This is a genomic window from Fictibacillus sp. NRS-1165 (assembly GCF_050468105.1).
Classification (GTDB): domain Bacteria; phylum Bacillota; class Bacilli; order Bacillales; family Fictibacillaceae; genus Fictibacillus_C; species Fictibacillus_C terrinigri.
Genome location: NZ_JBDPNU010000025.1, coordinates 199,459 through 222,820, shown reverse-complemented (window position 1 = coordinate 222,820; position 23,362 = coordinate 199,459). Strand labels below are relative to the sequence as shown.

The window sequence follows — 23,362 nt, the reverse complement described above, 5'->3', positions numbered from 1 at the left end:
TCCTGTTTGTTTATATTTTTTCAAGCGAATATACGGCAAGAGCAATTGAATACAGCTTGCTTTCAGCCGTATCAGCCCTCGACGTCAGAACGATTGGTGCTCGGGCGCCCGCAACAACGGCCCCCACTTTGGCATTCGCAAAATAGATGAGAGACTTATACAATGCGTTTCCTGTTTCGATGGCCGGGACAACAAGCACATCCGCTTGCCCGGCCACCTCACCCGATATCCCTTTATGTTCAGCTGCTTTGACTGAAATGGCATTATCGAGAGCAAGAGGGCCGTCCACGATGCACCCCTTGATTTGTCCTCGCCTGTTCATCATGGCTAGCGCACTCGCATCCAGGGTAGCCTGCATGTTCGGGTTAACGGATTCAACAGCCGCCAAGACCGCAACCTTAGGCATAGCCACACCGATGCCCCTTGCAACTTGTACGGCGTTCTCGATGATCTGTGCTTTTTGCTGAAGATCGGGAACAATGTTCATGCCCGAATCGGTTAAAAAAATAAGCCGGTCAAAGCCTGGAACTTCAAACGCTGCCACATGTGACAATACCTTTCCGGTACGCAGCCCGTTTTCTTTATGAAGGACTGCCTTCAGCAGATCTGCGGTTGGAATATGGCCTTTCATAAGGATGTCGGCTTGTCCGCCGCTGACTGCCTTCACAGCTTCCATTGCCGTATTTTCAGGATTAGCCTCCACTATCTGCAGGTCTTCACCCTCCTTCAGCTCGTGCTGCCGAAGCAAAAATTGTATTTTTTCTTTATTTCCAGCAAGGATAAATGATGCAATTCCTTTTTCATAGGCCTGCTTCACTGACAGAATGACTTCTTCATCTTCAGCAGCAGCTACCGCTACCACTTTTTTTGAATCCGTTGAATTGGAGTTCAGCAGTTGTTCTAGTTTCAATGTTCAGCCTCCTTTTTGCCACCCTGCTAATACCTTGCAAGAACTGTGCCAACTTTTTCACCCATGGAATCAGCAATTTTTCGAATGGTAATATGAATATAATTGCATAGCATGAATAAAATTGCATGCACTTTCATTCATATTGACTGATTCCATACTTTTCAAGTTTATAGTACAGGCTACGCAATGAAATACCGAGCACCTTTGCACACTTGGTTTTATTGCCCTGGACCGCAGCTAATGTGGTCTCTAAAATCTCTTTTTCGACTTTCTCGATTTGGAGAGCAAGCGGCTTTATATCTTCAGCCTCGGTAATACGCAATTTTTGCTCCTCCGTCTTTTCCAGGGACGGCAGATCGATATGGCTCGAGCCTATCGATTGTTCATGAGGATCCATATGGATCATCGCTCTCCCAAGCACGTTCTCGAGCTCTCTGACATTGCCTGGCCATTCATACTGTTTTAGTATTGCTTCTGCTTGCACTGTTATTTCCTCAATATTTTTTCCATAATCCTGATTGAGCTTATGAATCAGGTGTCTTGCCAAAAGCCGGATATCCTGTTTTCTGGCACGAAGCGGCGGAATATAGATCGGCATTCTGTTCAGGCGGTAATAAAGATCTTCCCTGAAAGCACCTTCACCAATTTTTCTTTCCAAATTAATGTTGGTCGCCGCAATCACTCTGACGTTGATTGGAATAGACTTAGTTCCTCCGACCCTTCTTATTTCTTTTTCCTGAAGAACACGGAGAAGCTTGGCCTGCATGGCGGGGGCAAGCTCACCGATTTCATCTAAAAATATGCTTCCTCCGTTAGCCTCTTCAAAGAGGCCTCGTTTACCTCCGCGCAATGCACCAGAAAAGGCACCTTCTTCATATCCGAACAGCTCGCTCTCAAGCAAAGATTCTGAGATGGCAGCACAATTGACCCTGATAAATTTATTGTATTTCCTGCTGCTTCCGTTATGGATCGCATGAGCAAAAAGTTCTTTTCCTGTCCCGGATTCCCCTCTAAGGAGTACGGTAGCAGGTGTTGAAGCCGCCAGCCGGGCCTGCTCAACAGCAAATTTCATTTCCTCCGACTCACCTTTTATATCCTCAAACGAATATTTGGCCTCCAGCGTCCTGATAATTTGCCGTGCTCGGCTAAGCTCCTCTGTAAGAGATTTAATTTCGGAAACGTCGTGAATGACCCCGACACTGCCTTTCAGCACACCGTCAACGATGATCGGCGCTACATTTACCACAACATCACGCCGCTGTGGCCCCACTTTTAAACGAGCCCCTCTGACAGGCTTTCGCGTTTTAAGAACCTGCATATGAATACTTTCGCCTTCAGAGATATCTATTGTAGCAGGCTTTCCTATTACCTTCTCCGAGGTGAGGCCGGTTAGTTTTGTATAGGCAGGATTGATCATCAACCCTTTTCCCTCTTCGTCAACAACCGAGATGGCCTCTTCTGAAGACTGGATAATCGCATGAAGCATCGACTGAATACTTTTCAGATTGGTTACTTCCTCTGCCAGGTCGATCATTTCGGTAATGTCTTTAAATACCGCAAAAGCACCCATCTTGTTTCCGAATTCATCAATGATTGGAATACGGGTTGTAATGATTTTAGTACCGTTATCGAGGATCTGCTCCTGGTTGATCTCTTCTTTGCCGTCAGACATCACCCGCGGCAGCTGGCTGTTAGGGATCACTTCCTGGACCGGGTGGCCGATCACATCTTCTTTTTTGCTTCCTGTCATCTTTTCTGCACTTTTATTGAACAATGTGACAGAAAGGTTTTCATTGATGGCGATCATGCCATCATGTGTCGAATCAAGAATCGTATTGATCTTATGTAGCTTGCTTCTATAGGAAGGGATGTAATGTTCACTCGCAGACAGCGCCTGAGAGAACTGCCAGGCAATGGACGAAGGGATGAGACTCACTCGTTTCCCAAAATGAACCCTCGCTGTTTCTAGTGTTAATCGGCTGGTAAAGTCGATTAAAAAATCAACAGCAGGGTCAGCAGCTCCTTCCAAACTGTCTGCAAAAGGAATACTAAATTGCGCTGCGAGACGCTTTAATCCTTCAGAAGCTGAAGGTTTTACAATAATTATGGCACTGATCTGAATCACACGGGATGATGACAACAGGTGTACCAGAGGCTCAAGATGCTCCCCGGTCCCATAAATAACTGCTTTTTGCATACCCAGCTCCTTATTTTTGCAATTATTTTCATACCTACATCATACGGTTTTATGAAAAGGGTTGCAAGGATGGAATATTCATCGACAGCATTCCTCAATTACAGTAAAATAAAAAGGGACAAAGGAGAGGACCTTCGATGCAACGTTTAATCGCTCTGCTCATTATGGTGATCCCGGGCATTCTCGGGGTAGTCGGGATAAAATTAATGAGAGATGTATTATTTGGCATCCTTCATAACGGATTCGGTGCTCTTTGGCTTCAGTTTTTTGCCGGTTTCATCCTGTTTGTCTTTGGCCTTGCGTTTGTAGGGGGATTCATATTCTACCGGGACCGAAAACGAAACAAAGTTCAAACCCGTTTCCAAAAAAAATAGCCCGCAGAAGAATTTTTCTTCGGCGGGTTATTTTTTTCAACAAAAACAGAAGACCCGTATTGGAGCCTTCTGCGGATAAGCAATAAGGAGATATACATTCAATGGTTAGGAAGGAATAGAACTGCAAGTTTGTTTTCTCCTTATTTCCTATGCGGTTAAACAGTCATACTTGATTTATGCTCGATCCTCAGCTTGTCTGCGACCATAGCAATAAATTCAGAATTGGTTGGTTTTGCTTTTGACATGGATACTGTATAACCGAAAAGGGATGAAATACTGTCAATATTGCCACGGCTCCAAGCCACTTCAATCGCATGGCGGATCGCTCGCTCAACCCTGCTGCTCGTCGTATTGAACTTTTTGGCAATGTCAGGGTAGAGAACTTTGGTAATGGAACCCAGTAATTCAATATCATTGTATACCATGGAAATGGCTTCACGGAGATACATATAGCCTTTAATGTGGGCAGGAACACCAATTTCATGAATAATACTGGTAATGCTCGCGTCGAGATTGCGCGGCTGTTTAACCGTATTCACGGCAGCCGAACGAGCTGCAGAAGGACGCTGTACAAAAGATTTTTCTGCTCCGCAGATCTGGCGGATCTGATTTGCAAGATTATCCATATCAAACGGTTTCAAAATGAAATAGGATGCACCGAGTTCAACCGCTTTTTTCGTAACATCTTCTTGTCCAAAAGCCGTAAGCATAATGACGTTCGGCTGTGGAAGGTGATCATTCGAGCGAATCCTCTCCAATACCGCCAGCCCGTCAAGATGCGGCATAATAATATCGAGTACAAGAACATCAGGATTTTTATCTTCAAGGACGTTCAGGCACTCCTGCCCATTGTAAGCGACACCAATCACTTCCATATCGTCCTGGTTTGCTAAATATTCTTTTAATAAACTGATCAATTCACGGTTATCGTCGGCTAAACAAACTTTTATTTTTTGCACGGATATTCCTCCCTATCCAACATTTTCTTCATTTCTCCTATAAGATTTCCACAAAAATCCTGTTTTCCCTTTATTTTTTCTCAAATTTTTAATGATGGTTAAAATAGCACATTTTCTCTTCAATTATCTTAAATTTTCGACACTATATAACTTTTCTTAACCACGCTTGTCGAATTTTCTTTATCTATATGTATTGTATAAAATATTCATACAAATGTCTATGAAAAGCAAAGAAAGTTTTCCTTTTGATGGAAAGGAAAAAGCAGAGGCTGCTGTTAACTCGCCTTCTGCTTTTGTTTTCCGTATATATCTATACCTGCTTCGTCGAGCATCCATTCAATGTGGACACCGTACCCTGAAGTTGGATCATTTACAAATACATGTGTAACGGCACCAATGATTTTTCCGTTCTGGATAATCGGGCTCCCGCTCATCCCCTGAACAATACCTCCCGTCGTTTTTAAAAGCTTGGGATCGGTAATTTTGATGACCATTCCCTTTGTCGCAGGGAATTTTTGAGGGATGGAACTGACCACTTCCACCTGGAACGCCTGTACCTTTGTTCCATTCACAACCGTCAGAATCTTGGCCGGCCCTTCTTTTACTTCATCTGAAAAAGCAATCGGCAATGGCTTATCCCATCGTCCATTTGATAGTCCATCATTCAGTTTTCCGAAAATACCGAACGGACTGTTTCTTGAGATGCTCCCAATGCTTTCATTTTCCTCTGAAAAACGAGCCAATTTCTCACCCGGATGACCATTGCTTCCTTTTTCGATGGAAGTAACGGTGGATTTCAGTATTTCTCCATTATTTACGACGATTGGCTGTTTCGTATCCATATCAGAGATGACATGCCCGAGAGCCCCGTATTTATGGGATTGAGGATGAAAGAATGTCAGCGTCCCCACTCCTGCAGCAGAATCCCTGATATAAAGCCCAATTCGGTAGGATAAATCATGTTTATCCTGCAGCGGCTGCAATTTTCGATGAAAGGTTTTTTTGTTTCTAATCACTGTTACATCAAGCATACCGCCTGTTTTTCCGGCTTTTCTCACAAATGGCGCGACGTCGCCCATTTTTGCAATACTTTCCCCGTTAATCTTGGTAATGATATCACCAACTTGAATATCTGCGATTTCGCCTGGTGATCTTTTACCTTTTTTAGTATCTACAAGATGATGGCCTACGACCAAAACACCTAAAGTATTCAGTTTAACCCCGATTGATTGTCCCCCTGGCACCACTTTCAATTCCGGCAGTACATTTATCCCCATTTTTTTCACCGGAAAGCCGCCTGCTTCGAGCGTGACCACAGAATCACCATCCTCATGAGCATTGACTGAAAATGAGTGTCTGCCACTCGTTTTGCCTATTGATAAGATTGCTTTTGTACCTTTAGAAGCAACCTCAGTTCCCGAAGGCAGATTGGAAACCACACGGTCTTGTCCTTTAAAAACCCTTACTGCTGAAGGAAGACCGACGTAATCCTGAACCGGATGAAGAAAACCGATTCCCACCAGGCAACCAAGGAGGATCACACCTAAAATCCGCCTTATTTTATCTTTAACCATCTTTCACTCTCCTCGCTCCTTACCCACACCTCCAACATGGCTGTACTACTAATTTTGCCTTAGAACTGTAAGATTATAACCGCCCAAAAAGAAAAAGCTATCCTTAAATGGATAGCATTACATACGTATAATGGAGAAGATTGGGATGGAGGCTCAAGAAGTTTTTTTAATTTCTTCAGCCAGATCCAACAGTTCCCTGGCATGCTGTTTCGTCAGTTCCGTGATCTCCACTCCCGAGATCATTCTTCCGATCTCATTGACTTTTTGTGTGGTTTCGAGCGATACGACATGTGTTGTTGTACGTTTGTTAGACGTTTCTTTGGATATATGCAAATGCGTATCCGCCATTGCTGCGACCTGCGGAAGGTGGGTAATACACAACACTTGAGAGCCTTCTGAAACCCTGAATATTTTTTCTGCGATCGCCTGTGCTACACGGCCGCTCACACCAGTATCCACTTCATCAAAAATGATGGCAGTGATTCCCTGATGATGTGAAAAGATGGATTTCAGCGCCAAAATAACACGGGAGAGCTCCCCTCCAGAGGCTACTTTTGCCAAAGGCTTTAACGGTTCCCCAGGATTGGTCGAGATGAAGAACTCCACTTCATCTGACCCATATTTACCGAAATCCTGTTCGCGTATTTGCCCGCCTTCTTGCTGCAAAGAATTGATCACAATATCAAACACCGTTTTCTCCATGTAAAGCTCTTTAAGCTCCTGAAGGATCTCGTTAGTCAGGCGCTCAGCAAGGTTCTTTCTTTTTTTGCCGAGCTTTTGAGCATGTTTCTGGAGAAGCTTTTCCTGATTTTGAAGCTGCTGCCGCAATGCTTCGATATTGCCGTCTTTATTTTGAAGTACGTCCAATTCTTTTTCGATCTTACACGCATATTCCAATATTTCATTTACACTGTTGCCATATTTGCGTTTCAGTTTACTGATCTCATTCAATCTCGTCTCGATAAAATCGAGCCGTGCTGGATCAAACTCCATCGTTTCGAAGTAATTTCGAATGGTGAAAGCAGCTTCTTCCAAGGCATAAAAATGGTTGGCCACATTCTCCTCCAGCTGGTTGAGCTCCTCGTCGAGATGAGCTACATTCTGCAGATGGCTTAAAGCGACAGAGATGTTTTCAATCCCTTTTTGCTCCCCGTACAAGGACTGATACGAATCCTGAAGGCTGTTGAACAGCTTCTCATAGTTGCCAAGCCTAAGCTTCTCTTCCTGCAGCTCTTCATCTTCATTGGGCAATAATTCGGCGTTGCTGATCTCTTCCAGCTGGTATTGGATCAGATCCACCCGCTGATTCATCTGCTGCTCATTCTCTGTCAGGTTTCTTAACTGTTTTCTCAGTTCCTTATAGTCATAATATACATCTTGATAATTACTGATTAGGTGTTCCATCTCATCACCGCCAAAGCTGTCGAGTAGCGAAAGGTGCATCTCGGGCTGCATTAAATATTGTGTCTCATGCTGGCCATGGATATCAACCAAAGATTGCCCAAATTCTTTTAAGAGCGAAAGCGTGACAAGCTTCCCGTTAATTCTGCATACACTTTTGCCGGACTCCATGATGTCCCTTTTCAGTACGATCATTCCATCCTGAATATCGATTCCCAGTTCCTCAGCTTTTGTAAAAACAGGATGAGGAGAATCCACTAGAAATAGGCCCTCTATTTCCGCTTTATTCGTTCCGTAACGTACGAACTCTGAAGATCCTCTGCCTCCTATTAAGAGACCTATGGCATCAATGATTATGGATTTCCCTGCACCCGTTTCCCCCGTCAATACGGTTAGCCCTTTATTGAATGAAATGGTTAACGCATCAATAATCGCAAAATTGCGGATGCTTAATTCTGCCAGCAATTACATCACACCTTACTTTTTAAGCTTTTGAGCAAAACCGTTCATTTTAAAGCATGTCCAAGAACCGCTGCGAAACGTCGGGAGAAACGTCCTTTGACCGGCAGATTACCAGGATCGTATCATCACCGCAAATCGTTCCCATAATTTCCTCCCAGTCCAGTTTATCGATCAATGCGCCAATCGCGTTTGCATTGCCGGGCAGCGTTTTCATAACAATCAAGTGATCAGCCTGATCAATGCTTACAAAGCTGTCGATCAGTGTCCTTCTCAGTTTCTGAAGGGGGTTGAAACGCTGGTCCGCCGGCAGGCTGTACTTGTATCTTCCGTCCGACATCGGCACTTTGACAAGGTGCAGTTCTTTAATATCACGGGAAACCGTAGCCTGTGTCACATTAAAACGAGCATTGCGCAGCTCCTCGACCAGGTCATCTTGTGTTTCAATTTCTTTATGTGTAATAATTTCTCTTATTTTAATATGACGTTGGCCTTTATTCACGTCTTTCACCTCATTTAAATATCGATTGAAGCTTAAAATCCTTTAATCATCTGCTCTTATCTTATAATATTGTCCCGTTCTTGTACATCTAATAAAATAGCCCGTATCACTGATTTGCAATACGGGCCATTGTTTATTTATTCATCTGCATCCGTTTTTTTGAACAGCTGGTGGGCCTCTGTTACGACTTCTGCAATTTTTTCTTCTTGAAATGGTCGTTCAGCGGTTTCGGCTTCAGTCTTCAAATGAACGAGAAATTCGATGTTTCCTTCCCCGCCGGTTATAGGAGAATAAGAAAGATTTAGGACATTGTAGCCTTCATGGAGAGAAAATCGGATAATTTCCCCGATCACGCGTTCATGAATGACAGGATCCCGCACGATTCCTTTTTTTCCAACATCAGCTCTTCCAGCTTCAAATTGAGGTTTGATTAAAGCCATAACCTCTCCGCCTGGTTTTAAGATCGTCTTAAGTACCGGCAAAATCAGCTTCAATGAGATAAACGAAACATCAATCGTAGCAAATTCCGGCAGGCCGAATTGAAGATCTTCCCGCTTAACATACCTGAAATTTGTTCGTTCCATAACAGCTACTCGTTCATCCTGACGGATCTTCCACGCCAGCTGGTTATAGCCGACATCAAGGGCATAAACGAACTTCGCTCCATTTTGAAGTGCGCAGTCGGTAAATCCACCAGTGGATGCCCCAATATCCAGCACAATTTTCCCTTCAAGCTCCAAATCAAATGCCTTGATCGCTTTTTCAAGTTTTAATCCGCCCCTGCTCACGTAGGGCATTGCGTTGCCTTTGACGGCAAGAGGGGCTTCAATATCGATTTTTAAACCTGGTTTGTCTAAACGTTCGCTGCCCGAATAGACAAGCCCGGCCATTATTGAACGCTTTGCTTTTTCCCTCGTCTCACTTAGCCCCCGTTCAACGAGCAAAACATCGATCCGTTCTTTCTTCATGTATATAGACCCTTTTTCTTTTTTTCTAAAACAAGTTTTTTTGTCCGCTCCACTACGTCTTCTGTTGTCATTCCAATCTCTTCTAGAAGTTTGGTCACACTTCCATGTTCAATAAAACAATCTGGTATTCCCATTCTGTCGATCATTGTGGAGTAAAATTGATGTTCGTTTGCATATTCCAGAACGGCACTCCCGAAGCCGCCCTGCAGGACTGCTTCCTCAATCGTAAGAATCGGCAAACCCTCACGCAGGATTTCCAACATCATCTTATGATCAAAGGGCTTGATGAAGCGCGCGTTGACCACCCTTGCAGAAACACCTTGTTTAGCCAGGGTTTCCCACGCCTCCAAAGCCATTGGGATCGTTGTTCCAAAGGTAAGAATGACAGCTTCATTTCCTTCTTTCAATACGTCCCAGCTTCCGATTGGAATTTGTTCATACTCGGTATCCATTTCTACACCAAGGCCGTTACCTCTCGGGAAACGGATGGCAATCGGTCCATCGTCATATTGGACAGCCGTATGAACTAAGTGCTGAAGTTCGTTCTCATCTTTCCCCATGGCGATCACGAGATTCGGTATATGACGCATAAAAGCAATATCAAACACACCTTGATGGGTCTCACCGTCCGCACCTACGAGCCCAGACCTGTCCACCGTAAGAATAACATTAAGATTCTGTCTCGCCACATCGTGGAGAAGCTGATCATACGCACGCTGCAGAAAAGTAGAATAGATGGACAGCACAGGCTTCATGTTTTGAGTGGCCAGCCCCGCTGCCATGGTCATCGCATGCTGTTCTGCGATTCCTACGTCAAAAAGGCGTTCAGGAAACTTCTGTGCATACCCTTCAAGCTGCGAACCTACAGTCATAGCAGGTGTTATAACAGCGATCCGATCATCCTTTTCAGAAAGGTTGGCTAGTGTATCACTCACGAGTTTACTGTAAGAAGGAGCAGCCTGCTTCGCTTTAATCTTCTCGCCTGATTCGATTTTATATGGGCCCACTCCGTGCCAGTGATCGGTTTGGTCCTGTTCTGCTGGCTTGTACCCTTTCCCTTTTTTGGTCAATACGTGAACAATCACTGGGCCTTCTGTTTTCTTCGCATAACGAAGGTTCTCCTCAAGATCAGACAAGTCATGGCCGTCAACGGGCCCAAGGTACGTGTATCCAAGTTCTTCGAAGAACATGCCAGACACCAGCATGTATTTTAAACTGTCCTTCAGCCTTTCGGCTGTGGCAGCGAGTTTACCGCCAAATGCCGGGATTTTGCGGATAAGAGATTCCAGTTCGTCCTTCGCTTTATTATATTTCTTAGCCGTTCTCATTCGCCCGAGTACGCTGTGGAGAGCACCGACGTTCGGAGCTATGGACATTTCATTGTCATTCAGCACAACGATCAAATCTTTTTTCTCATGTCCAATATGGTTCAATGCTTCAAGCGCCATCCCGCCTGTCAGAGCGCCGTCCCCAATAACGGCTACTACCTTTTCATCGGTTCCTTTTAAATCACGCGCGATGGCCATTCCCATAGCCGCTGATAAAGAAGTGGAACTATGGCCGGTTTCCCAGACATCATGTTCGCTTTCCACTCGTTTAGGAAATCCGCAAAGACCTTTATATTGACGCAATGTATCAAATTGCGAAGTTCTCCCTGTCAGCATTTTGTGGATATAGGCCTGGTGGCCCACATCCCAGATCAGCTTGTCCTTCGGGCTGTCAAAAACCTTATGAAGGGCAAGAGTCAGTTCGACTACCCCTAGATTGGCACCGAGATGCCCGCCTGTCACAGAAAGCTTGCTGATTAAGAAGAGACGGATCTCCTGCGCAAGCTTCTTAAGCTGTTCCTGATCGTACGTCTTTAAGAACTGAGGGTTTTGAATATCTTCCAGTTTCATGGAAAATCCTCACTTTCCAATTTAATTCCTTCTCTTTCCTCTATTAGAAGAAGTATCAAATAGTTTAATCTTTAACTTTTCCTCAAAAAAATATATTAAACGGCCCACTTGAAAAATAATAATTGTGGCATGGTGGATCGCATATGATTTTCCAAACGCTTTTCCCCCAACGGTTAGCGCCGCAATCACCCCCGTAAACAGGATGGAGATCGTGTGCTCAAACACTGTTCCTTCCCCATGTCCGAGGTTCATGGTCAATTCTACAATAACTGCCGCTGAAGCCGTTCCGCTGATGATGCCTGATATATCCCCTATTACATCATTGCAGAAATTGGCTACCCGGTCAGCATTCCTTGTAATAAGAATAGCATGCCGGGCACCGGGCACCTTTTCTGATGCCATCGCATGAAAGGGAACTTCATTCGCTGCAGTAGATGCTACACCAATAATATCAAAAATTACACCAATAAGAACAATAATTAACACAATGACCATTCCCATACCCCACGAAACGCCGCTTAGGAGCAGGGTGGAAGCCACTGAAAAAATTGCCGCTAACACGAGCGTGATAACGGCAATGCCTGTACTCCATTTTAGCGATTTATGAAATGAATGCTTCATAAAATCTCCCTAAATATAATGAACGCCTTACGCCAGAATCCTGCGTAAGGTCTCCATTTAAATTATGTATGAGGAGTGGTCATTCAAAAAGTAAACGCTGCGGCTTAGGTCCAGTAGGTTTTCCCAAGAGGAAACGGAGATGTCGCCATATCCGCGGTTTCCCTTTACTTCCTCCTTAACGGTGTCGCCAAACGTTAGACTGGATTGCCACTTAGTCCGCACTATAATCCTTTTTGAATGTCGCGGGAACAGTCTAGGAGTTTTCCTCAACAGCCCTTACCCATTTCCCTAGCCTCTTTTGCAGAGATGATTTCATACGGCATGAACAGATTTCAGGCGGCCAACCCTCCATCGTCCTTATGTCCATAATCCCCTCAAGCTCCACTCAAGGCAGGCTACGCTGCATGTTTCTGCATGTAGCAGAACATTGGCAGGTTCAAACCCCATTTCACAGCAAGGTATTACAACGCAAGCCGCAAAGATGGGGGTCTCCGCGGAAGCAGGGTCAACGCCCACATGCCATTGTGGATCGCCCTGCGACCTTAACTCCCAGCGTTAACCCAAGGCTGGGCGCCTCAAGCCAACACCAGGAACTTCATCGATGTGCCCTTTGGCGGATTTTTAGGCCCGCCTTCAAGAATGGGAGACTGACTAGAATACTGCACCACTCCAAAATATTCTCTATCATACCATAAAACTCGAATGCCAACAATACGGCTGAAACACTAGTGGTTTCTACTTACAATATAATCCGTGATCCCTTCCAGTATGACAGGATCAACTTTCGCTTCCCGAAGGTTCTCTTTTGCCAGCTTGATATGGTGGGCGAGCTCTGCTTTTGCTCCATCAAGCGTGAGAAGTTTTGGATAGGTGCTTTTAAAATTATTTTCATCACTTCCAGCTTGTTTTCCCATGAGCTCGGAATCACCGGTTACATCCAAAATATCATCCTGTATCTGGAAGGCGATTCCCAAGTGCCTGCTGAACGCTTTCAGGCGTGCGAAATCTTCGGTGTCCGCGTCTGCCAGGACCGCACCAAAAAGAACGGATGCTTCAAGGAGGCGCCCCGTTTTTCTTTCGTGGATCGATTGCAGCTCTTCCAGTGTAAGCTCCTGATTCTCTGATTCCATGTCCACTGCCTGCCCGGCTACCATCCCTTCTGCTCCGGACGCTTCAGAAAGAATGGAAAGGAGTGAAACTTTCTGCTCAGGTGAATATACATGGCTTCCTGCGATGACCTGAAAACTGAACGTTAGCAAAGCATCGCCTGCGAGGATCGCGATCGCTTCTCCAAACGCTTTATGATTCGTTGGCTTCCCTCTCCTGTAATCATCATCGTCCATGCAAGGAAGGTCGTCGTGGATGAGTGAATAGGTGTGCACCATCTCGAGTGCACAGGCAGCTTCCAGACCCACTTCCGCCCTCTTGCCGAAAGCATCGAGAACAGCCAGCGTTAAGATGGGGCGAAGCCGTTTGCCGCCTGCCTGCAGCGAATAAAGCATGGAGTCTTTTAAAAGGCCAGGAATGGATTTTTCAGCTAGGAAAGAGGGAAGATAATCATTGATGAACTGCCTTTTGTCTTGCAGGTAGTGTTGAATATCCATGATTATTTCTCTTCTTCCTGAATGATAAACGGGGCTGCTTCTCCATTATCTTTCATGATCGTATCCATTTTTTTTTCAATGTTCTGAAGTTTGGTATGGCATACTTTTGACAGAGCCATCCCCTGCTGAAACAAATCTATACTCTCTTCAAGAGGGACATCCCCTTCTTCCAGCCGTTCAACGATGTGTTCCAGCTGTTCCATTGCTTCTTCAAAGGTAATATTATTTTTCTCAGCCATTATTTTTCTCCTCCAATCCCCAAACCTGGCAATCCAATTTTCCATCCTGCAGCCGGACCTTTATGGTGTCTCCAGGCTGTATCTGTTTCACGCTTTTAACGAGCTGCTCGTCTTCCCTATACACAAGACTGTAGCCTCTCTCCATAACTGCCAGTGGATTTAGGGCATTCAAACGTGACAGTTTGCCTTGAAATCCCGACTGGCTCCCCTTCACTTGCTGCTGCATAGAACGTATTAAGGATTTTCCAAGCTTCAACTGCTTCTCTTTCATTTTCAGGATCTGATCTCCTGGTGAAAAATAGGACAGCTGTTTCTGCATTTGACGGATTTTGCTTTTCTGGCGTTCAATATTGCGATTCATCTCTCTTGTCATCATCTCAAGCACACGGTCGAGTTCGACTTCTTTCTGCTTGATCAGCTGATCAGGATAGCGGAAAGCATAAGATTTTTGCAGTCTTGACAGCCGCTGGCGGTACTGGGCGATCTGGTCACCAACCGCCCGGGTCAATCTGAAATTGCGTTGAGCGAGCCTGTCATGCAGTTCGGCAATATGCGGAACGGCCAATTCAGCAGCTGCAGTAGGTGTTGGTGCCCTGAGATCAGCTACAAAATCCGCGATCGTAAAGTCCGTCTCGTGTCCGACAGCAGATATGACGGGAATGGTTGATCCATAAATGGCCCTTACTACCAGCTCTTCGTTAAAAGCCCATAATTCTTCTATCGAGCCGCCTCCTCGTCCAATAATAAGAACATCAGAAGGTCCCCTATTTGCTTTTTCGATCGCTTTTGCGATAGATGCCGCGGCACCTGAACCCTGAACAAGTACTGGATATACCGTTACTTTCGCAATGGGAAAACGGCGCCTGATCGTCGTTATAATATCCCTTACAGCTGCTCCGGTCGGTGAAGTGATAACTCCAATCTCATCCGGAAACGAAGGAACCTTCTTTTTACGGGAAGAATTAAACAGCCCTTCGGATTCAAGCTTTCGCTTCAGCTCTTCGTAGGCTAGGAACAAATTGCCTACTCCGTCTTTTTTCATGGTCCTTGCATAGAGCTGATACTGGCCCTGAGGTTCATATACGGAAATTTCACCCTGAATCAGTACCTTCATCCCTTCTTCGGGCTGAAAGGATAGAAAACGGTTATTTCCGGAAAACATGACTGCATTGACTTTGCTGTGCTCATCCTTCAGAGTAAAATACAAATGACCGCGGCTATGTCGTTTGACATTGGAAAGTTCTCCGCGGACCCATACGTTATTCAAGTTGTCATCTTCTTCAAAAACCCGCTTAATGTAACGGGTAACTGAGCTTATCGTTACATAACGGTCATTTTGCATGAAACGTCTCCTTTTTCGCACTTACCGCATTTCTTGCTGGTACACTATTTTGAAAAATGCTGGACAATTTTTACGAGAACACCGTTTACAAAACGGCCTGACTCTTCTCCTCCGAAGACCTTTGCAAGTTCAATCGCTTCATTCATTGATACATTAACGGGAATATCCCCAAGAAACTGCATTTCGTAAACAGCGAGGCGAAGAACTGCCTTTTCAACATTCGCTAAACGGGAAAAACTCCAGTTTTCCAAATGATTGGAAATGATTTCATCGATCTCCTGTTTATTTTCAACAGTGCCGAACACAAGGGAATGAAGAAATTCATCTTCCTTTTCTCCTTCTTCCAATACATGCGCGATCGCAGCTTCCGGTTGGATATCGCTGACCTCAATTTGGAACAAAGATTGAAATGCCTTTTCTCTTGCAAGCCTACGTTTCATTTTTTACTTCCTTTCGTTCGTACCATAATATAAGTGAAATCATATCATATGTCCTAAAGAGTTAACAATCGCAAAAAAATAAAGGGGATATGAGAATCCCCTTTATCAGTATGCTTCAGGTGCTTCCAGCTGCTTTTCTTTTGCTTCAAACTGGACACCGACAACAAATATGTTGATCTCACTCGCCTCAAGGGCTGTCATATTCTTAAGTCCCTGCCGGATGTGATCCTGGATAGACTGTGCCACTTCAGGTATGGAGACACCATAATTCATGATCACATAAACACTGATGGCAATCCCTTCTTCTCCAAGCTCAACTTTTACACCCTTGCTATGAGATTTTTTCCCAAATCGCTCGGCAACACCCGTCGCAAAGTTCCCTCGCATTGAAGCGACTCCCTCTACATCAGAAGCAGCGATGCTTGCAATTACTTCAATAACTTCAGGAGATATTTCCACTCGTCCAAGTTCAGAATGATGCTCTTCCATTTCAAATGTAAGCTCACTCATTGTTTACACCTCCATGCTATTTTACAGACTTTGACGTCAAGTCATGAATTTCTAAAAACTTTGTATTAAAGTCGCCGTTTACAAATGTAGCGTGATTTAGAAGGCGCAAGTGGAACGGGATCGTCGTATGGACACCCTCAATCACAAATTCATTCAATGCCCTCTTCATTCGGTCGATTGCTTCTTGTCTCGTTTTTCCGTACGTGATCACTTTCGCAATCATCGAATCATAGTACGGAGGAATCGTATAGCCCGGATAAGCCGCTGAATCTACGCGCACACCCAATCCGCCAGGCGGCAGGTACATTTCAATCTTGCCTGCAGACGGCATAAAATTCTTATCCGGATTCTCGGCGTTAATACGGCACTCGATGGCCCATCCCTGGAATTCAATATCTCCTTGGGAAACACTTAAATGTTCACCAGAAGCTACACGGATCTGCTGCTTGATCAAGTCAATTCCGGTAACCATCTCTGTCACCGGATGTTCAACCTGTATGCGCGTGTTCATTTCCATGAAATAAAAATCACCCGTATTATGGTCAAAGATAAATTCAACGGTTCCGGCCCCTGAATAATTAACCGCTTCTGCTGCCCTCACAGCGGCACGTCCCATCTCCTCGCGTTTTTCTGGGGAGATGGCGGGTGATGGTGTTTCTTCTAAAAGCTTCTGCAGCCGTCTTTGAATACTGCAGTCCCTTTCACCAAGATGCACGACATTTCCGTAATTATCAGCAAGTACTTGAATTTCAACATGGCGGAAATCTTCAATGAACTTTTCAATGTATACTCCCGGGTTTCCGAAAGCTGTTGCAGCTTCCTGCTGAGTGATGGAGATTCCCTTTATGAGTTCAGCCTCTGTCTTCGCGATCCGTATTCCTTTACCTCCGCCGCCAGCAGTGGCTTTGATAATAACAGGATACCCAATTTCTTCCGCAAGTTCAATTGCTTCTTCTTTACTCGAAATGATTCCGTTTGAACCGGGTACGATCGGTACGCCGGCTTCTTTCATCGTCGCGCGCGCAACGTCTTTAATCCCCATTTTGTTGATCGCATCAGCACTTGGCCCGACAAACTTTACGTTGCACTCGGAGCAGATCTCAGCAAAGTCAGCATTCTCAGCCAAGAATCCATAGCCCGGATGGATGGCGTCACTTCCTGTAAGCATCGCCGTGCTCATTATGTTTGTGAAGTTTAAGTAGCTGTCTTTGGAAGATTTTGGCCCAATGCAATATGCTTCATCGGCAAGACGAACATGCAGGGCATCCTTATCTGCTTCAGAATAGACAGCTACTGTTTCTATGTTTAATTCTTTACATGCTCTGATAATCCGGACGGCAATTTCCCCCCGGTTCGCAACTAACAGCTTTTTAATCATTGTAGAAGACACCTCTATTCCGCTTTAACTAAAAAGAGGGGCTGTCCATACTCTACGAGTTGCCCGTTTTCAACAAGGATTTCAACGATTTCCCCGTTTACTTCTGCTTCAATTTCATTAAACAGCTTCATCGCTTCAATGATACAAACGATGGAATCTTTGCTGACTTTATCCCCTGTTTTGACATAAACAGGGGTTTCCGGTGATGGGGATGCGTAGAACGTACCAACCATTGGGGATTCAATCTTATGTAAGTTGGCATCTTCTTTCTTTTCAGCCACAGGAGCTGCTGGAGCTTCTGCAGGTGCTGATGGTGCAGCAGCTGGCTGAACAGCTTGTGCAGGAGGCGCGGTTTGAATTGCTGCCGGTACAGCTGCTTGCTCTAAGTCTTGCTGTATACTTGTCTCATTTTTCTTAAGGACGATTTTTTCACCGTCATTTTCATATTGAAATTCGTCAATACTGGATTTGTCAATTAGTTTAATCAGTTCTCGGATTTCTTGTATTTTAAACACGAAAATTCCACTCCTTTTTCAATCGATACACGGTGTTGTATGCCGTATCTTAGCACCTTCTATTGTTACCTGGTACTAGCAAATCATATCATAATCTGGGCCTAAAGAATAGTTTTAATCGCTATACATGTACATAATACATGTAATCTGCATTGAATGTAAGCGATTGCTCCATTTTTTCTTCAGTATCATCTTGACCAACGTTCAGGCTTAACATACTACTTTACGAAAATTCCTGATTATAAAAAGCCGGGGCGTTATCCCCGGCTTATTTTGCAGGTTTTTGAAATTCGACTGCCACTTGCTTGTTTCCTAGCTGTTCTTCTGCTTTTTTCATAATTTTAACCGCCTCATTTGAAGAATGCTTCCCTTTGACGATGATTCTCACTTCATTATCCATCGTGTTGACGAGAGCATCATCGTAGCCCATGGTTTTAATTAAGGTCTCCAGTGTGGACTCTTTCATCGTGAGAGATTGAAGCTCTGATATTTTTGCAAGTGCTTCAGCCTGTACCTCAGCAGAGGCATTTGGAGAAGCAATCGCTGCCGTATATTTGCTGCTCAGTTCATCTCGTGTTTCGTCTCTTTTCATTCGAAGAGCGGTAAAAAGATCATCTCCTGCCGCACTCGTAACAGCCGCATCAGATCCTTTCTTGTTCTTTGCTGGCTGCTCCTGCTTGGTAGAGGCTGTATTTTTCCCTTTTTCAAGATAGGCAAGGTCGTCTCCTGAACCTGGAGCCGTAATATAATATACGGAAAGGACGATAATCAAGCTAAGCATCGTTAGCAGCCAAACGGTTTGTTTCTTTAATAGCATTTCTATTCCCCCTCAAATTTTTTCGGTATCACTGACACTCTGTCACTTCCGATATCAAAAACCTTTGTTACTGCATCTATGATCATTTCTTTGATGCGCAGGTTTTCTGCTCCTTCAGCGGCAACAATCACTCCGCGGACTTTTGGCTTCTCCGTCGTAATGATGATCGGCCTTTCTTCATCTCCGCTCTTTATCGTCACCACTTCTTCATCCGTTTTAATATCATTGATCGTTCGTTCCCCGCCATTTTTATCCGTTTCCTTCGTAGTCTGGTTTTGCCTTCTCTCGTTCTTCTCGATCTCCTTCGTCTCCGTCGTATCCAGGGTAACCATTACCCTTACCTTCTTTACGCCGGAGATCTGCTCGAGGATATCTCTCAACTGTGTTTCATAATTGTCTTCGTACTCTCTGAACTTCTTTGAAGAAGAGGTCCCGGATGGTTTAAATACCGTTTTTGCTTCGTCCGGAGCTTTAATGCCAGCGGTCGGCAGACTTCCATTTTCCGACGGTGACGGGCTGAAAATTTTACTCGCAATCATGATGGCGAAGCCCAGCAGCAACAGCAGCCATATATAAGGTGGCGGGCCTTTTTTTCCATTTCCGCCGGGCAGCAGGGCCATTATTTTTTGAAGCCCGTTCTTGCTGCTGTTGTTACCCGCCATTTTCCTCTCCTCCTTCCGTAAAGATCAGTACGTTTTCCTTTTTCATCTGCCATTTCTTTGCTAGGAACGTTTGAATCGGCTTCGCTTCTATTTGTGTTTCTTTCTCTTTCTGAACAGGCTGATCGGCGTTAATTTCTACTTTCTTGACTGCAGGGACTGAAATGTCCTTCTGATCTCCGCCCTGTCCAATGACGACGTGGACTGAATCTATTGTTTTTGCTGTCAGCTCGCCTTGAGACGGTCCACTTTTCGGTATCAATTGCAGACTCAGTATCGCTACACCATAGTTTGCCTTCAACTCCTCTTTAACTAGGTTTTCCATGTGGACACGCGTTTGTTCTAAAATATATGCAGATTGGGAGTCTTGTATTTCTTTTTTATTCTTTTCTATCGAATTTTTTATATCACTCTCATTAAATTGATGCTCTACGCCAATCGCCTCAAACACTTTGTCCACATTGGAACCTGCAATCTTGAGGATCGGATTGAGGATGGCCAGAATGAGGAGCAGGCCGACCACCATTTTGATATATTTTTGAAAGCTGCTGTTTGGGATGAGCAGATCTACAATGACCGCAAGAAGAATGATCAGAACGATATTCGAAATCCAGTCCGTCAAAAAATTCATCATGGCCTCCCGCTAACGGATCATTAATGATAGATTTCCAGCTGCTACAATAACAGTTACCGCAAGAAAAAACATGATGGAGACGGTTGCCAGGGCAGCAAAGATATACAGGACGCTTTTCCCTATAATCCCGAGGCATTCGATGATTGGGCCGCCCCCTAACGGCTGCAGGACAGCAGCCGCAAAACTGAAGATAAATCCTAGCGCAAGTACTTTAATGGCCGGAAATACAGCCAGGAGAAACAAGATGGCAACGCCTGCAATCCCTACAGTATTCTTTAAAAGGACGGAAGCGCTCATCACTGTATCCGTTGCATCTGTGAACATCCTGCCGACGACCGGTATGAAATTGCCGGTAATAAACTTGGCCGTTTTGACCGTGATCCCGTCAGCGACCGCTGTTGTCGCTCCCTGAACGCTGATTACACTGAGAAAAACCGTGAAAAAAACCGCCAGAGCTCCCATTGCAAGTGATCTTAGCAGCTTGGCCAGCTGTGTGACCTTATGATGCTCAGACAGTGTACTCACAATGCTTAACAAGGCCGACAAGAAAAGAAGCGGAAGAACAAAATTGTTGATAAGAAGGCCGCTCGAGTTTACAAGGAACACGATGACCGGATGAAAAAAAGCAACGGATGTCACACTGCCCACGGTGGCCATCAAAGCAAGCAGCAGGGGGACGAGGGCCATCATAAAGTCCATCATTGTGCTGATGGCCCCCTGAGCATACTGCATGGCAATATGAAAGCTGTTTAAAGCAAGGATGATGAGCACCATATAGATGATAGAATAGGCCACCCTGCTGATGCTGTGGTGTTCAAAGGCATTCTGTATCGTCTGCAGCAGCATGCTGAAAACAGTGAGCAAAATCAAAGTGCCAAGGAGTTTTCCTTGAATGAGAACTTCATAGAATAAGTACTTTAATATGCCTAACGCCCATGCTTTAATACTGAAATCTTTTTCCCCTTTTATGAAATCAAGCAATGATCCTTTTTGGGTTTCCGGCAAAAATCCCCCATATTCTGTCATAATGGTTGTCCAATATTCTTTAATGTCTTCTACTCCCAGCTTGGATAGCTGTTCATCCATGATGTTCTGGGTGATGGAAGAGGCGCTCGCAGGCTGCACCTCGCTGCCCCATGTATAAAGGCCATAGAGTACAAGAAATAGAATGAGAATTTTAGTAGAAAAAGTTTGGTGCTGAACCGTCTTCATCACCTCCTACCTCGGAATCAGGTTTATGACCGTCTCAATGATGATAGATAAAATCGGAATGGCCATGACAAGAATGAGGATTTTACCGGCGAGTTCAATCTTGGCAGCAATTGCGCCCTGCCCAGCATCCCTTGTAATCTGCGAACCGAACTCGGCAATATATGCGATGCCGATGATCTTCATAATGGTTTCAACGTACATTAGATTGATATGTGCTTCTTCAGCCAGGTGCTCCAGCATTCTTAACACTAGAGCAATCTGGTCGATCAAAAATAGGAAGATTGTAATTCCCACAACGAGCGTCAGCAAAAAGGCAAAGGATGTTTTTTGTTCTTTCAGTATGAGGGCAAGAAACGTACCTATTAAACCTAATCCCACGATTTGAAGAATCTCAATGTTGGATACCCCCTTCAGTTTTGAAAAAGAAAGACGCCTTTCACTTTTTGAAACAGGTCGCTTAACAGTGAAATAACGATAAATAATGCCACGATGAACCCTAGGAGTGTCACCCAATGTGCATAATCTTCTTTTCCAACCATCTTCAGAACACTATGCAGCATCGCTACTATGATTCCGAGACCGGCGATTTGAAAGACGACATTCACGTCAAAACCCATCTGATTTCCTCCCATGCCTAGAACAGTAAAATGATGAGAAGCAGCCCGGTAAGTATGCCGAGGCTTTTGTACACTCTTTCATACTTCACCTGTGCTTCGTTCGCTTCAGCAAGCTCCCTCTCAAGATGTGAGAGGGTTAGTTTGATCTGTCTTTGCTGGTTTTCCCGGTCGTGCCGGCCGAGCGTTGCACCAAACTGCCTGAGAATTTCAATCTCTTCTTTATTGAACGCAGAAGCATCAGACAGTCCTGCTAAACTTTCTTCCCATGCTTCTAGAACAGAGGAAGCCGATTCATCCAGTCGATTAGATACCTCAAGGAAAAAGCGGGCGACCGGCCCTTTCAGCTGGGAACTCAGATGTAAGAAAGCTTCATCCAGCGGAATGAGGCCGTACATGATTTCTGCCTCAAGAGATTGAAGGCCTACCTTCAGCTGCCTCAGCTGCTTCGGCCTTTCTCTTACCTTTTTAGCCAGTTCAAAACCGATCCATGTGGTCGACACAAGAATAAGGACAGCTCCCAACCAGTTCATGTGATCGCCTTCAGTTCTGCCGTTATACGTTTTTGGTTCGCATCATATATTCCTCGGACGGTGCCTGGCTTGCCTGTCCTTGTCAATTCAATATACCTGTCAAAAAGCTTCATCTCAGCAAGCGGAGATATGGCAGGACGCCGGAGCGCTTCTTCAAGGGAGTGTCCGTGAACGGTCATCATCATTCCCACTCCGGCATTCATCGCCTCGAGTATGGCCTCTGCATCTTCTTTTCTTCCAATTTCATCTACGATGAGCACTTCGGGGCTCATCGATCGGATCATCATCATCATTCCCTCAGCTTTTGGACAGGCGTCGAGCACGTCCACTCTTTGGCCCAGCACAAACTGCGGGATCCCCTTCACACTTCCTGCAATCTCTGAACGCTCATCAACAATGCCAACCTTGCTTGAAGGTATTTTCTTCTCTGGGCATCCCGTACTGACCGCTCGGGCCAAGTCCCGAAGCAGGGTAGTTTTTCCTGTCTGCGGAGCTCCGACAATCAGTGTGTTCAGCCAGCGGCGGTTTTCATATAGACTCGGCAGGAAAGGATCTGCGCTCCCGATTTTTTCTCGTGCGATACGGATATTATAGGAACCAATGTCCCGGATTGCTTTTACTTCCCCTTTTTCAGTGATTACCCTGCCAGCGAGCCCCACACGGTGTCCGCCCTTTATCGTGATATAGCCTCTCTTCAATTCTTCCTCAAGAGCGTACAAGGAATAGCGGCTTAACTTATTGATCAGCTGTACCCCGTCCTCAGGACGGACGAGATAATATCCCGAGCCGCAGGAAGGATACTCCGGCTGGCCATTAATAATCAGCTCCAGTGGTCTCTGCAGGCGAAAACGGATTTCCTCCAGTTGTCCGATCCGTTCTTTCGGGTATTTTTTTATGAGTTCACAAACAGCTTCCGGCAACACAGCCATCACATTTTCCAAGCGCACCACCCCAAAAAGAAATAGGTATTATACCTTATGCTTGCCAGCACGCTTTATGACC

At 45.0% G+C, this 23,362-nt stretch carries 25 protein-coding genes; 1 reads left to right on the top strand and 24 read right to left on the bottom strand.

Annotation, left to right across the window (positions count from 1 at the left end; translation table 11 throughout):
• Positions 1-10: 10 nt before the first annotated feature.
• Positions 11-910 carry a phosphate butyryltransferase gene (gene yqiS / locus ABHN01_RS11815; RefSeq protein ID WP_429875690.1) on the bottom strand — a complete coding sequence of 300 codons (900 nt, stop codon included), beginning with the start codon at positions 908-910 and terminating at the stop codon, positions 11-13.
• Between the two features lie 133 nt (positions 911-1,043).
• Entirely contained in the window at positions 1,044-3,107 is a 2,064-nt protein-coding gene (locus ABHN01_RS11810; RefSeq protein ID WP_429875689.1) for a sigma 54-interacting transcriptional regulator, read from the bottom strand.
• A 137-nt stretch (positions 3,108-3,244) separates the two neighbouring features.
• Here ABHN01_RS11810 and ABHN01_RS11805 point away from each other — a divergent pair, with 137 nt between their 5' ends.
• Positions 3,245-3,481 carry a DUF2627 domain-containing protein gene (locus tag ABHN01_RS11805; protein ID WP_290400801.1) on the top strand — a complete coding sequence of 79 codons (237 nt, stop codon included), beginning with the start codon at positions 3,245-3,247 and terminating at the stop codon, positions 3,479-3,481.
• 155 nt (positions 3,482-3,636) lie between these two features.
• On the opposite strand, the gene spo0A is transcribed toward ABHN01_RS11805, so the two are convergent.
• The 22 genes from spo0A to spoIIIAA form a co-directional block, all read right to left on the bottom strand.
• Positions 3,637-4,440 carry a sporulation transcription factor Spo0A gene (gene spo0A, locus ABHN01_RS11800; RefSeq protein ID WP_290400802.1) on the bottom strand — a complete coding sequence of 268 codons (804 nt, stop codon included), beginning with the start codon at positions 4,438-4,440 and terminating at the stop codon, positions 3,637-3,639.
• A 275-nt stretch (positions 4,441-4,715) separates the two neighbouring features.
• Positions 4,716-6,014: a SpoIVB peptidase gene (gene spoIVB, locus ABHN01_RS11795; RefSeq protein WP_429875688.1), complete on the bottom strand. Its 1,299-nt coding sequence runs from the start codon at positions 6,012-6,014 to the stop codon at positions 4,716-4,718.
• 153 nt (positions 6,015-6,167) lie between these two features.
• Positions 6,168-7,880, bottom strand: coding sequence for a DNA repair protein RecN (recN, locus tag ABHN01_RS11790; RefSeq protein ID WP_429875687.1), 1,713 nt, complete (start codon positions 7,878-7,880; stop codon positions 6,168-6,170).
• 46 nt (positions 7,881-7,926) lie between these two features.
• Complete coding sequence (gene ahrC / locus ABHN01_RS11785; protein WP_290400805.1) at positions 7,927-8,376, bottom strand: transcriptional regulator AhrC/ArgR; 450 nt, start codon at positions 8,374-8,376, stop codon at positions 7,927-7,929.
• Between the two features lie 137 nt (positions 8,377-8,513).
• Entirely contained in the window at positions 8,514-9,344 is an 831-nt protein-coding gene (locus ABHN01_RS11780) for a TlyA family RNA methyltransferase (RefSeq protein WP_429875686.1), read from the bottom strand.
• The gene (dxs, locus tag ABHN01_RS11775) at positions 9,341-11,242 is read right to left on the bottom strand and encodes a 1-deoxy-D-xylulose-5-phosphate synthase (RefSeq protein WP_429875685.1); all 1,902 of its coding nucleotides are present in this window, start codon (positions 11,240-11,242) and stop codon (positions 9,341-9,343) included. Before dxs ends, ABHN01_RS11780 begins: the two co-directional genes overlap by 4 nt.
• A 21-nt stretch (positions 11,243-11,263) precedes the next feature.
• Positions 11,264-11,863 (bottom strand): hypothetical protein, encoded by a 600-nt coding sequence (locus ABHN01_RS11770; RefSeq protein ID WP_290400808.1) that lies wholly within the window; start codon positions 11,861-11,863, stop codon positions 11,264-11,266.
• A 725-nt stretch (positions 11,864-12,588) separates the two neighbouring features.
• Entirely contained in the window at positions 12,589-13,473 is an 885-nt protein-coding gene (locus ABHN01_RS11765) for a polyprenyl synthetase family protein (protein WP_429875831.1), read from the bottom strand.
• A complete protein-coding gene (locus tag ABHN01_RS11760) occupies positions 13,470-13,706 on the bottom strand; it encodes an exodeoxyribonuclease VII small subunit (RefSeq protein WP_429875684.1) in 237 nt (78 codons plus the stop codon). The genes ABHN01_RS11765 and ABHN01_RS11760 overlap by 4 nt, the downstream gene beginning before the upstream one ends.
• Positions 13,699-15,048 carry an exodeoxyribonuclease VII large subunit gene (gene xseA, locus ABHN01_RS11755; RefSeq protein ID WP_429875683.1) on the bottom strand — a complete coding sequence of 450 codons (1,350 nt, stop codon included), beginning with the start codon at positions 15,046-15,048 and terminating at the stop codon, positions 13,699-13,701. The genes ABHN01_RS11760 and xseA overlap by 8 nt, the downstream gene beginning before the upstream one ends.
• Before the next feature lie 44 nt (positions 15,049-15,092).
• Positions 15,093-15,488 carry a transcription antitermination factor NusB gene (gene nusB / locus ABHN01_RS11750; protein ID WP_290400811.1) on the bottom strand — a complete coding sequence of 132 codons (396 nt, stop codon included), beginning with the start codon at positions 15,486-15,488 and terminating at the stop codon, positions 15,093-15,095.
• 105 nt (positions 15,489-15,593) lie between these two features.
• Complete coding sequence (locus ABHN01_RS11745; protein ID WP_429875682.1) at positions 15,594-15,998, bottom strand: Asp23/Gls24 family envelope stress response protein; 405 nt, start codon at positions 15,996-15,998, stop codon at positions 15,594-15,596.
• A 16-nt stretch (positions 15,999-16,014) separates the two neighbouring features.
• Complete coding sequence (gene accC, locus ABHN01_RS11740) at positions 16,015-17,376, bottom strand: acetyl-CoA carboxylase biotin carboxylase subunit (protein ID WP_290400813.1); 1,362 nt, start codon at positions 17,374-17,376, stop codon at positions 16,015-16,017.
• Between the two features lie 14 nt (positions 17,377-17,390).
• Positions 17,391-17,891, bottom strand: coding sequence for an acetyl-CoA carboxylase biotin carboxyl carrier protein (accB, locus tag ABHN01_RS11735; RefSeq protein ID WP_429875681.1), 501 nt, complete (start codon positions 17,889-17,891; stop codon positions 17,391-17,393).
• A 268-nt stretch (positions 17,892-18,159) separates the two neighbouring features.
• A complete protein-coding gene (locus ABHN01_RS11730; protein WP_290400815.1) occupies positions 18,160-18,708 on the bottom strand; it encodes a SpoIIIAH-like family protein in 549 nt (182 codons plus the stop codon).
• Between the two features lie 2 nt (positions 18,709-18,710).
• A complete protein-coding gene (gene spoIIIAG / locus ABHN01_RS11725) occupies positions 18,711-19,370 on the bottom strand; it encodes a stage III sporulation protein AG (RefSeq protein WP_290400816.1) in 660 nt (219 codons plus the stop codon).
• Positions 19,360-19,998 (bottom strand): stage III sporulation protein AF, encoded by a 639-nt coding sequence (gene spoIIIAF, locus ABHN01_RS11720; RefSeq protein ID WP_429875680.1) that lies wholly within the window; start codon positions 19,996-19,998, stop codon positions 19,360-19,362. Before spoIIIAF ends, spoIIIAG begins: the two co-directional genes overlap by 11 nt.
• 12 nt (positions 19,999-20,010) lie before the next feature.
• Positions 20,011-21,213 (bottom strand): stage III sporulation protein AE, encoded by a 1,203-nt coding sequence (gene spoIIIAE / locus ABHN01_RS11715; RefSeq protein ID WP_429875679.1) that lies wholly within the window; start codon positions 21,211-21,213, stop codon positions 20,011-20,013.
• A 6-nt stretch (positions 21,214-21,219) separates the two neighbouring features.
• On the bottom strand, positions 21,220-21,609 hold the full coding sequence (gene spoIIIAD / locus ABHN01_RS11710; RefSeq protein ID WP_290400968.1) for a stage III sporulation protein AD: 390 nt from the start codon (positions 21,607-21,609) through the stop codon (positions 21,220-21,222).
• A 14-nt stretch (positions 21,610-21,623) separates the two neighbouring features.
• A complete protein-coding gene (gene spoIIIAC, locus ABHN01_RS11705) occupies positions 21,624-21,830 on the bottom strand; it encodes a stage III sporulation protein AC (RefSeq protein WP_290400819.1) in 207 nt (68 codons plus the stop codon).
• A 17-nt stretch (positions 21,831-21,847) separates the two neighbouring features.
• Entirely contained in the window at positions 21,848-22,360 is a 513-nt protein-coding gene (gene spoIIIAB / locus ABHN01_RS11700; protein ID WP_429875678.1) for a stage III sporulation protein SpoIIIAB, read from the bottom strand.
• Entirely contained in the window at positions 22,357-23,301 is a 945-nt protein-coding gene (gene spoIIIAA / locus ABHN01_RS11695; RefSeq protein ID WP_429875677.1) for a stage III sporulation protein AA, read from the bottom strand. Before spoIIIAA ends, spoIIIAB begins: the two co-directional genes overlap by 4 nt.
• Positions 23,302-23,362: the final 61 nt, after the last annotated feature.

What these genes read in the sequence shown, in the direction of transcription:
- xseA (WP_429875683.1), bottom strand. Translation starts at nt 15,048, where the DNA reads ATGCAAAATGACCGTTATGTAACGATAAGCTCAGTTACCCGTTACATT.
- ABHN01_RS11770 (WP_290400808.1), bottom strand. Translation starts at nt 11,863, where the DNA reads ATGAAGCATTCATTTCATAAATCGCTAAAATGGAGTACAGGCATTGCC.
- ABHN01_RS11745 (WP_429875682.1), bottom strand. Translation starts at nt 15,998, where the DNA reads ATGAGTGAGCTTACATTTGAAATGGAAGAGCATCATTCTGAACTTGGA.
- ABHN01_RS11730 (WP_290400815.1), bottom strand. Translation starts at nt 18,708, where the DNA reads ATGCTATTAAAGAAACAAACCGTTTGGCTGCTAACGATGCTTAGCTTG.
- ABHN01_RS11780 (WP_429875686.1), bottom strand. Translation starts at nt 9,344, where the DNA reads ATGAAGAAAGAACGGATCGATGTTTTGCTCGTTGAACGGGGGCTAAGT.
- accC (WP_290400813.1), bottom strand. Translation starts at nt 17,376, where the DNA reads ATGATTAAAAAGCTGTTAGTTGCGAACCGGGGGGAAATTGCCGTCCGG.
- ABHN01_RS11805 (WP_290400801.1), top strand. Translation starts at nt 3,245, where the DNA reads ATGCAACGTTTAATCGCTCTGCTCATTATGGTGATCCCGGGCATTCTC.
- spoIIIAC (WP_290400819.1), bottom strand. Translation starts at nt 21,830, where the DNA reads ATGGGTTTTGACGTGAATGTCGTCTTTCAAATCGCCGGTCTCGGAATC.
- nusB (WP_290400811.1), bottom strand. Translation starts at nt 15,488, where the DNA reads ATGAAACGTAGGCTTGCAAGAGAAAAGGCATTTCAATCTTTGTTCCAA.
- spoIIIAF (WP_429875680.1), bottom strand. Translation starts at nt 19,998, where the DNA reads ATGAATTTTTTGACGGACTGGATTTCGAATATCGTTCTGATCATTCTT.
- spoIIIAB (WP_429875678.1), bottom strand. Translation starts at nt 22,360, where the DNA reads ATGAACTGGTTGGGAGCTGTCCTTATTCTTGTGTCGACCACATGGATC.
- spoIIIAG (WP_290400816.1), bottom strand. Translation starts at nt 19,370, where the DNA reads ATGGCGGGTAACAACAGCAGCAAGAACGGGCTTCAAAAAATAATGGCC.
- spoIIIAE (WP_429875679.1), bottom strand. Translation starts at nt 21,213, where the DNA reads ATGAAGACGGTTCAGCACCAAACTTTTTCTACTAAAATTCTCATTCTA.
- spoIVB (WP_429875688.1), bottom strand. Translation starts at nt 6,014, where the DNA reads ATGGTTAAAGATAAAATAAGGCGGATTTTAGGTGTGATCCTCCTTGGT.
- dxs (WP_429875685.1), bottom strand. Translation starts at nt 11,242, where the DNA reads ATGAAACTGGAAGATATTCAAAACCCTCAGTTCTTAAAGACGTACGAT.
- ABHN01_RS11760 (WP_429875684.1), bottom strand. Translation starts at nt 13,706, where the DNA reads ATGGCTGAGAAAAATAATATTACCTTTGAAGAAGCAATGGAACAGCTG.
- ABHN01_RS11810 (WP_429875689.1), bottom strand. Translation starts at nt 3,107, where the DNA reads ATGCAAAAAGCAGTTATTTATGGGACCGGGGAGCATCTTGAGCCTCTG.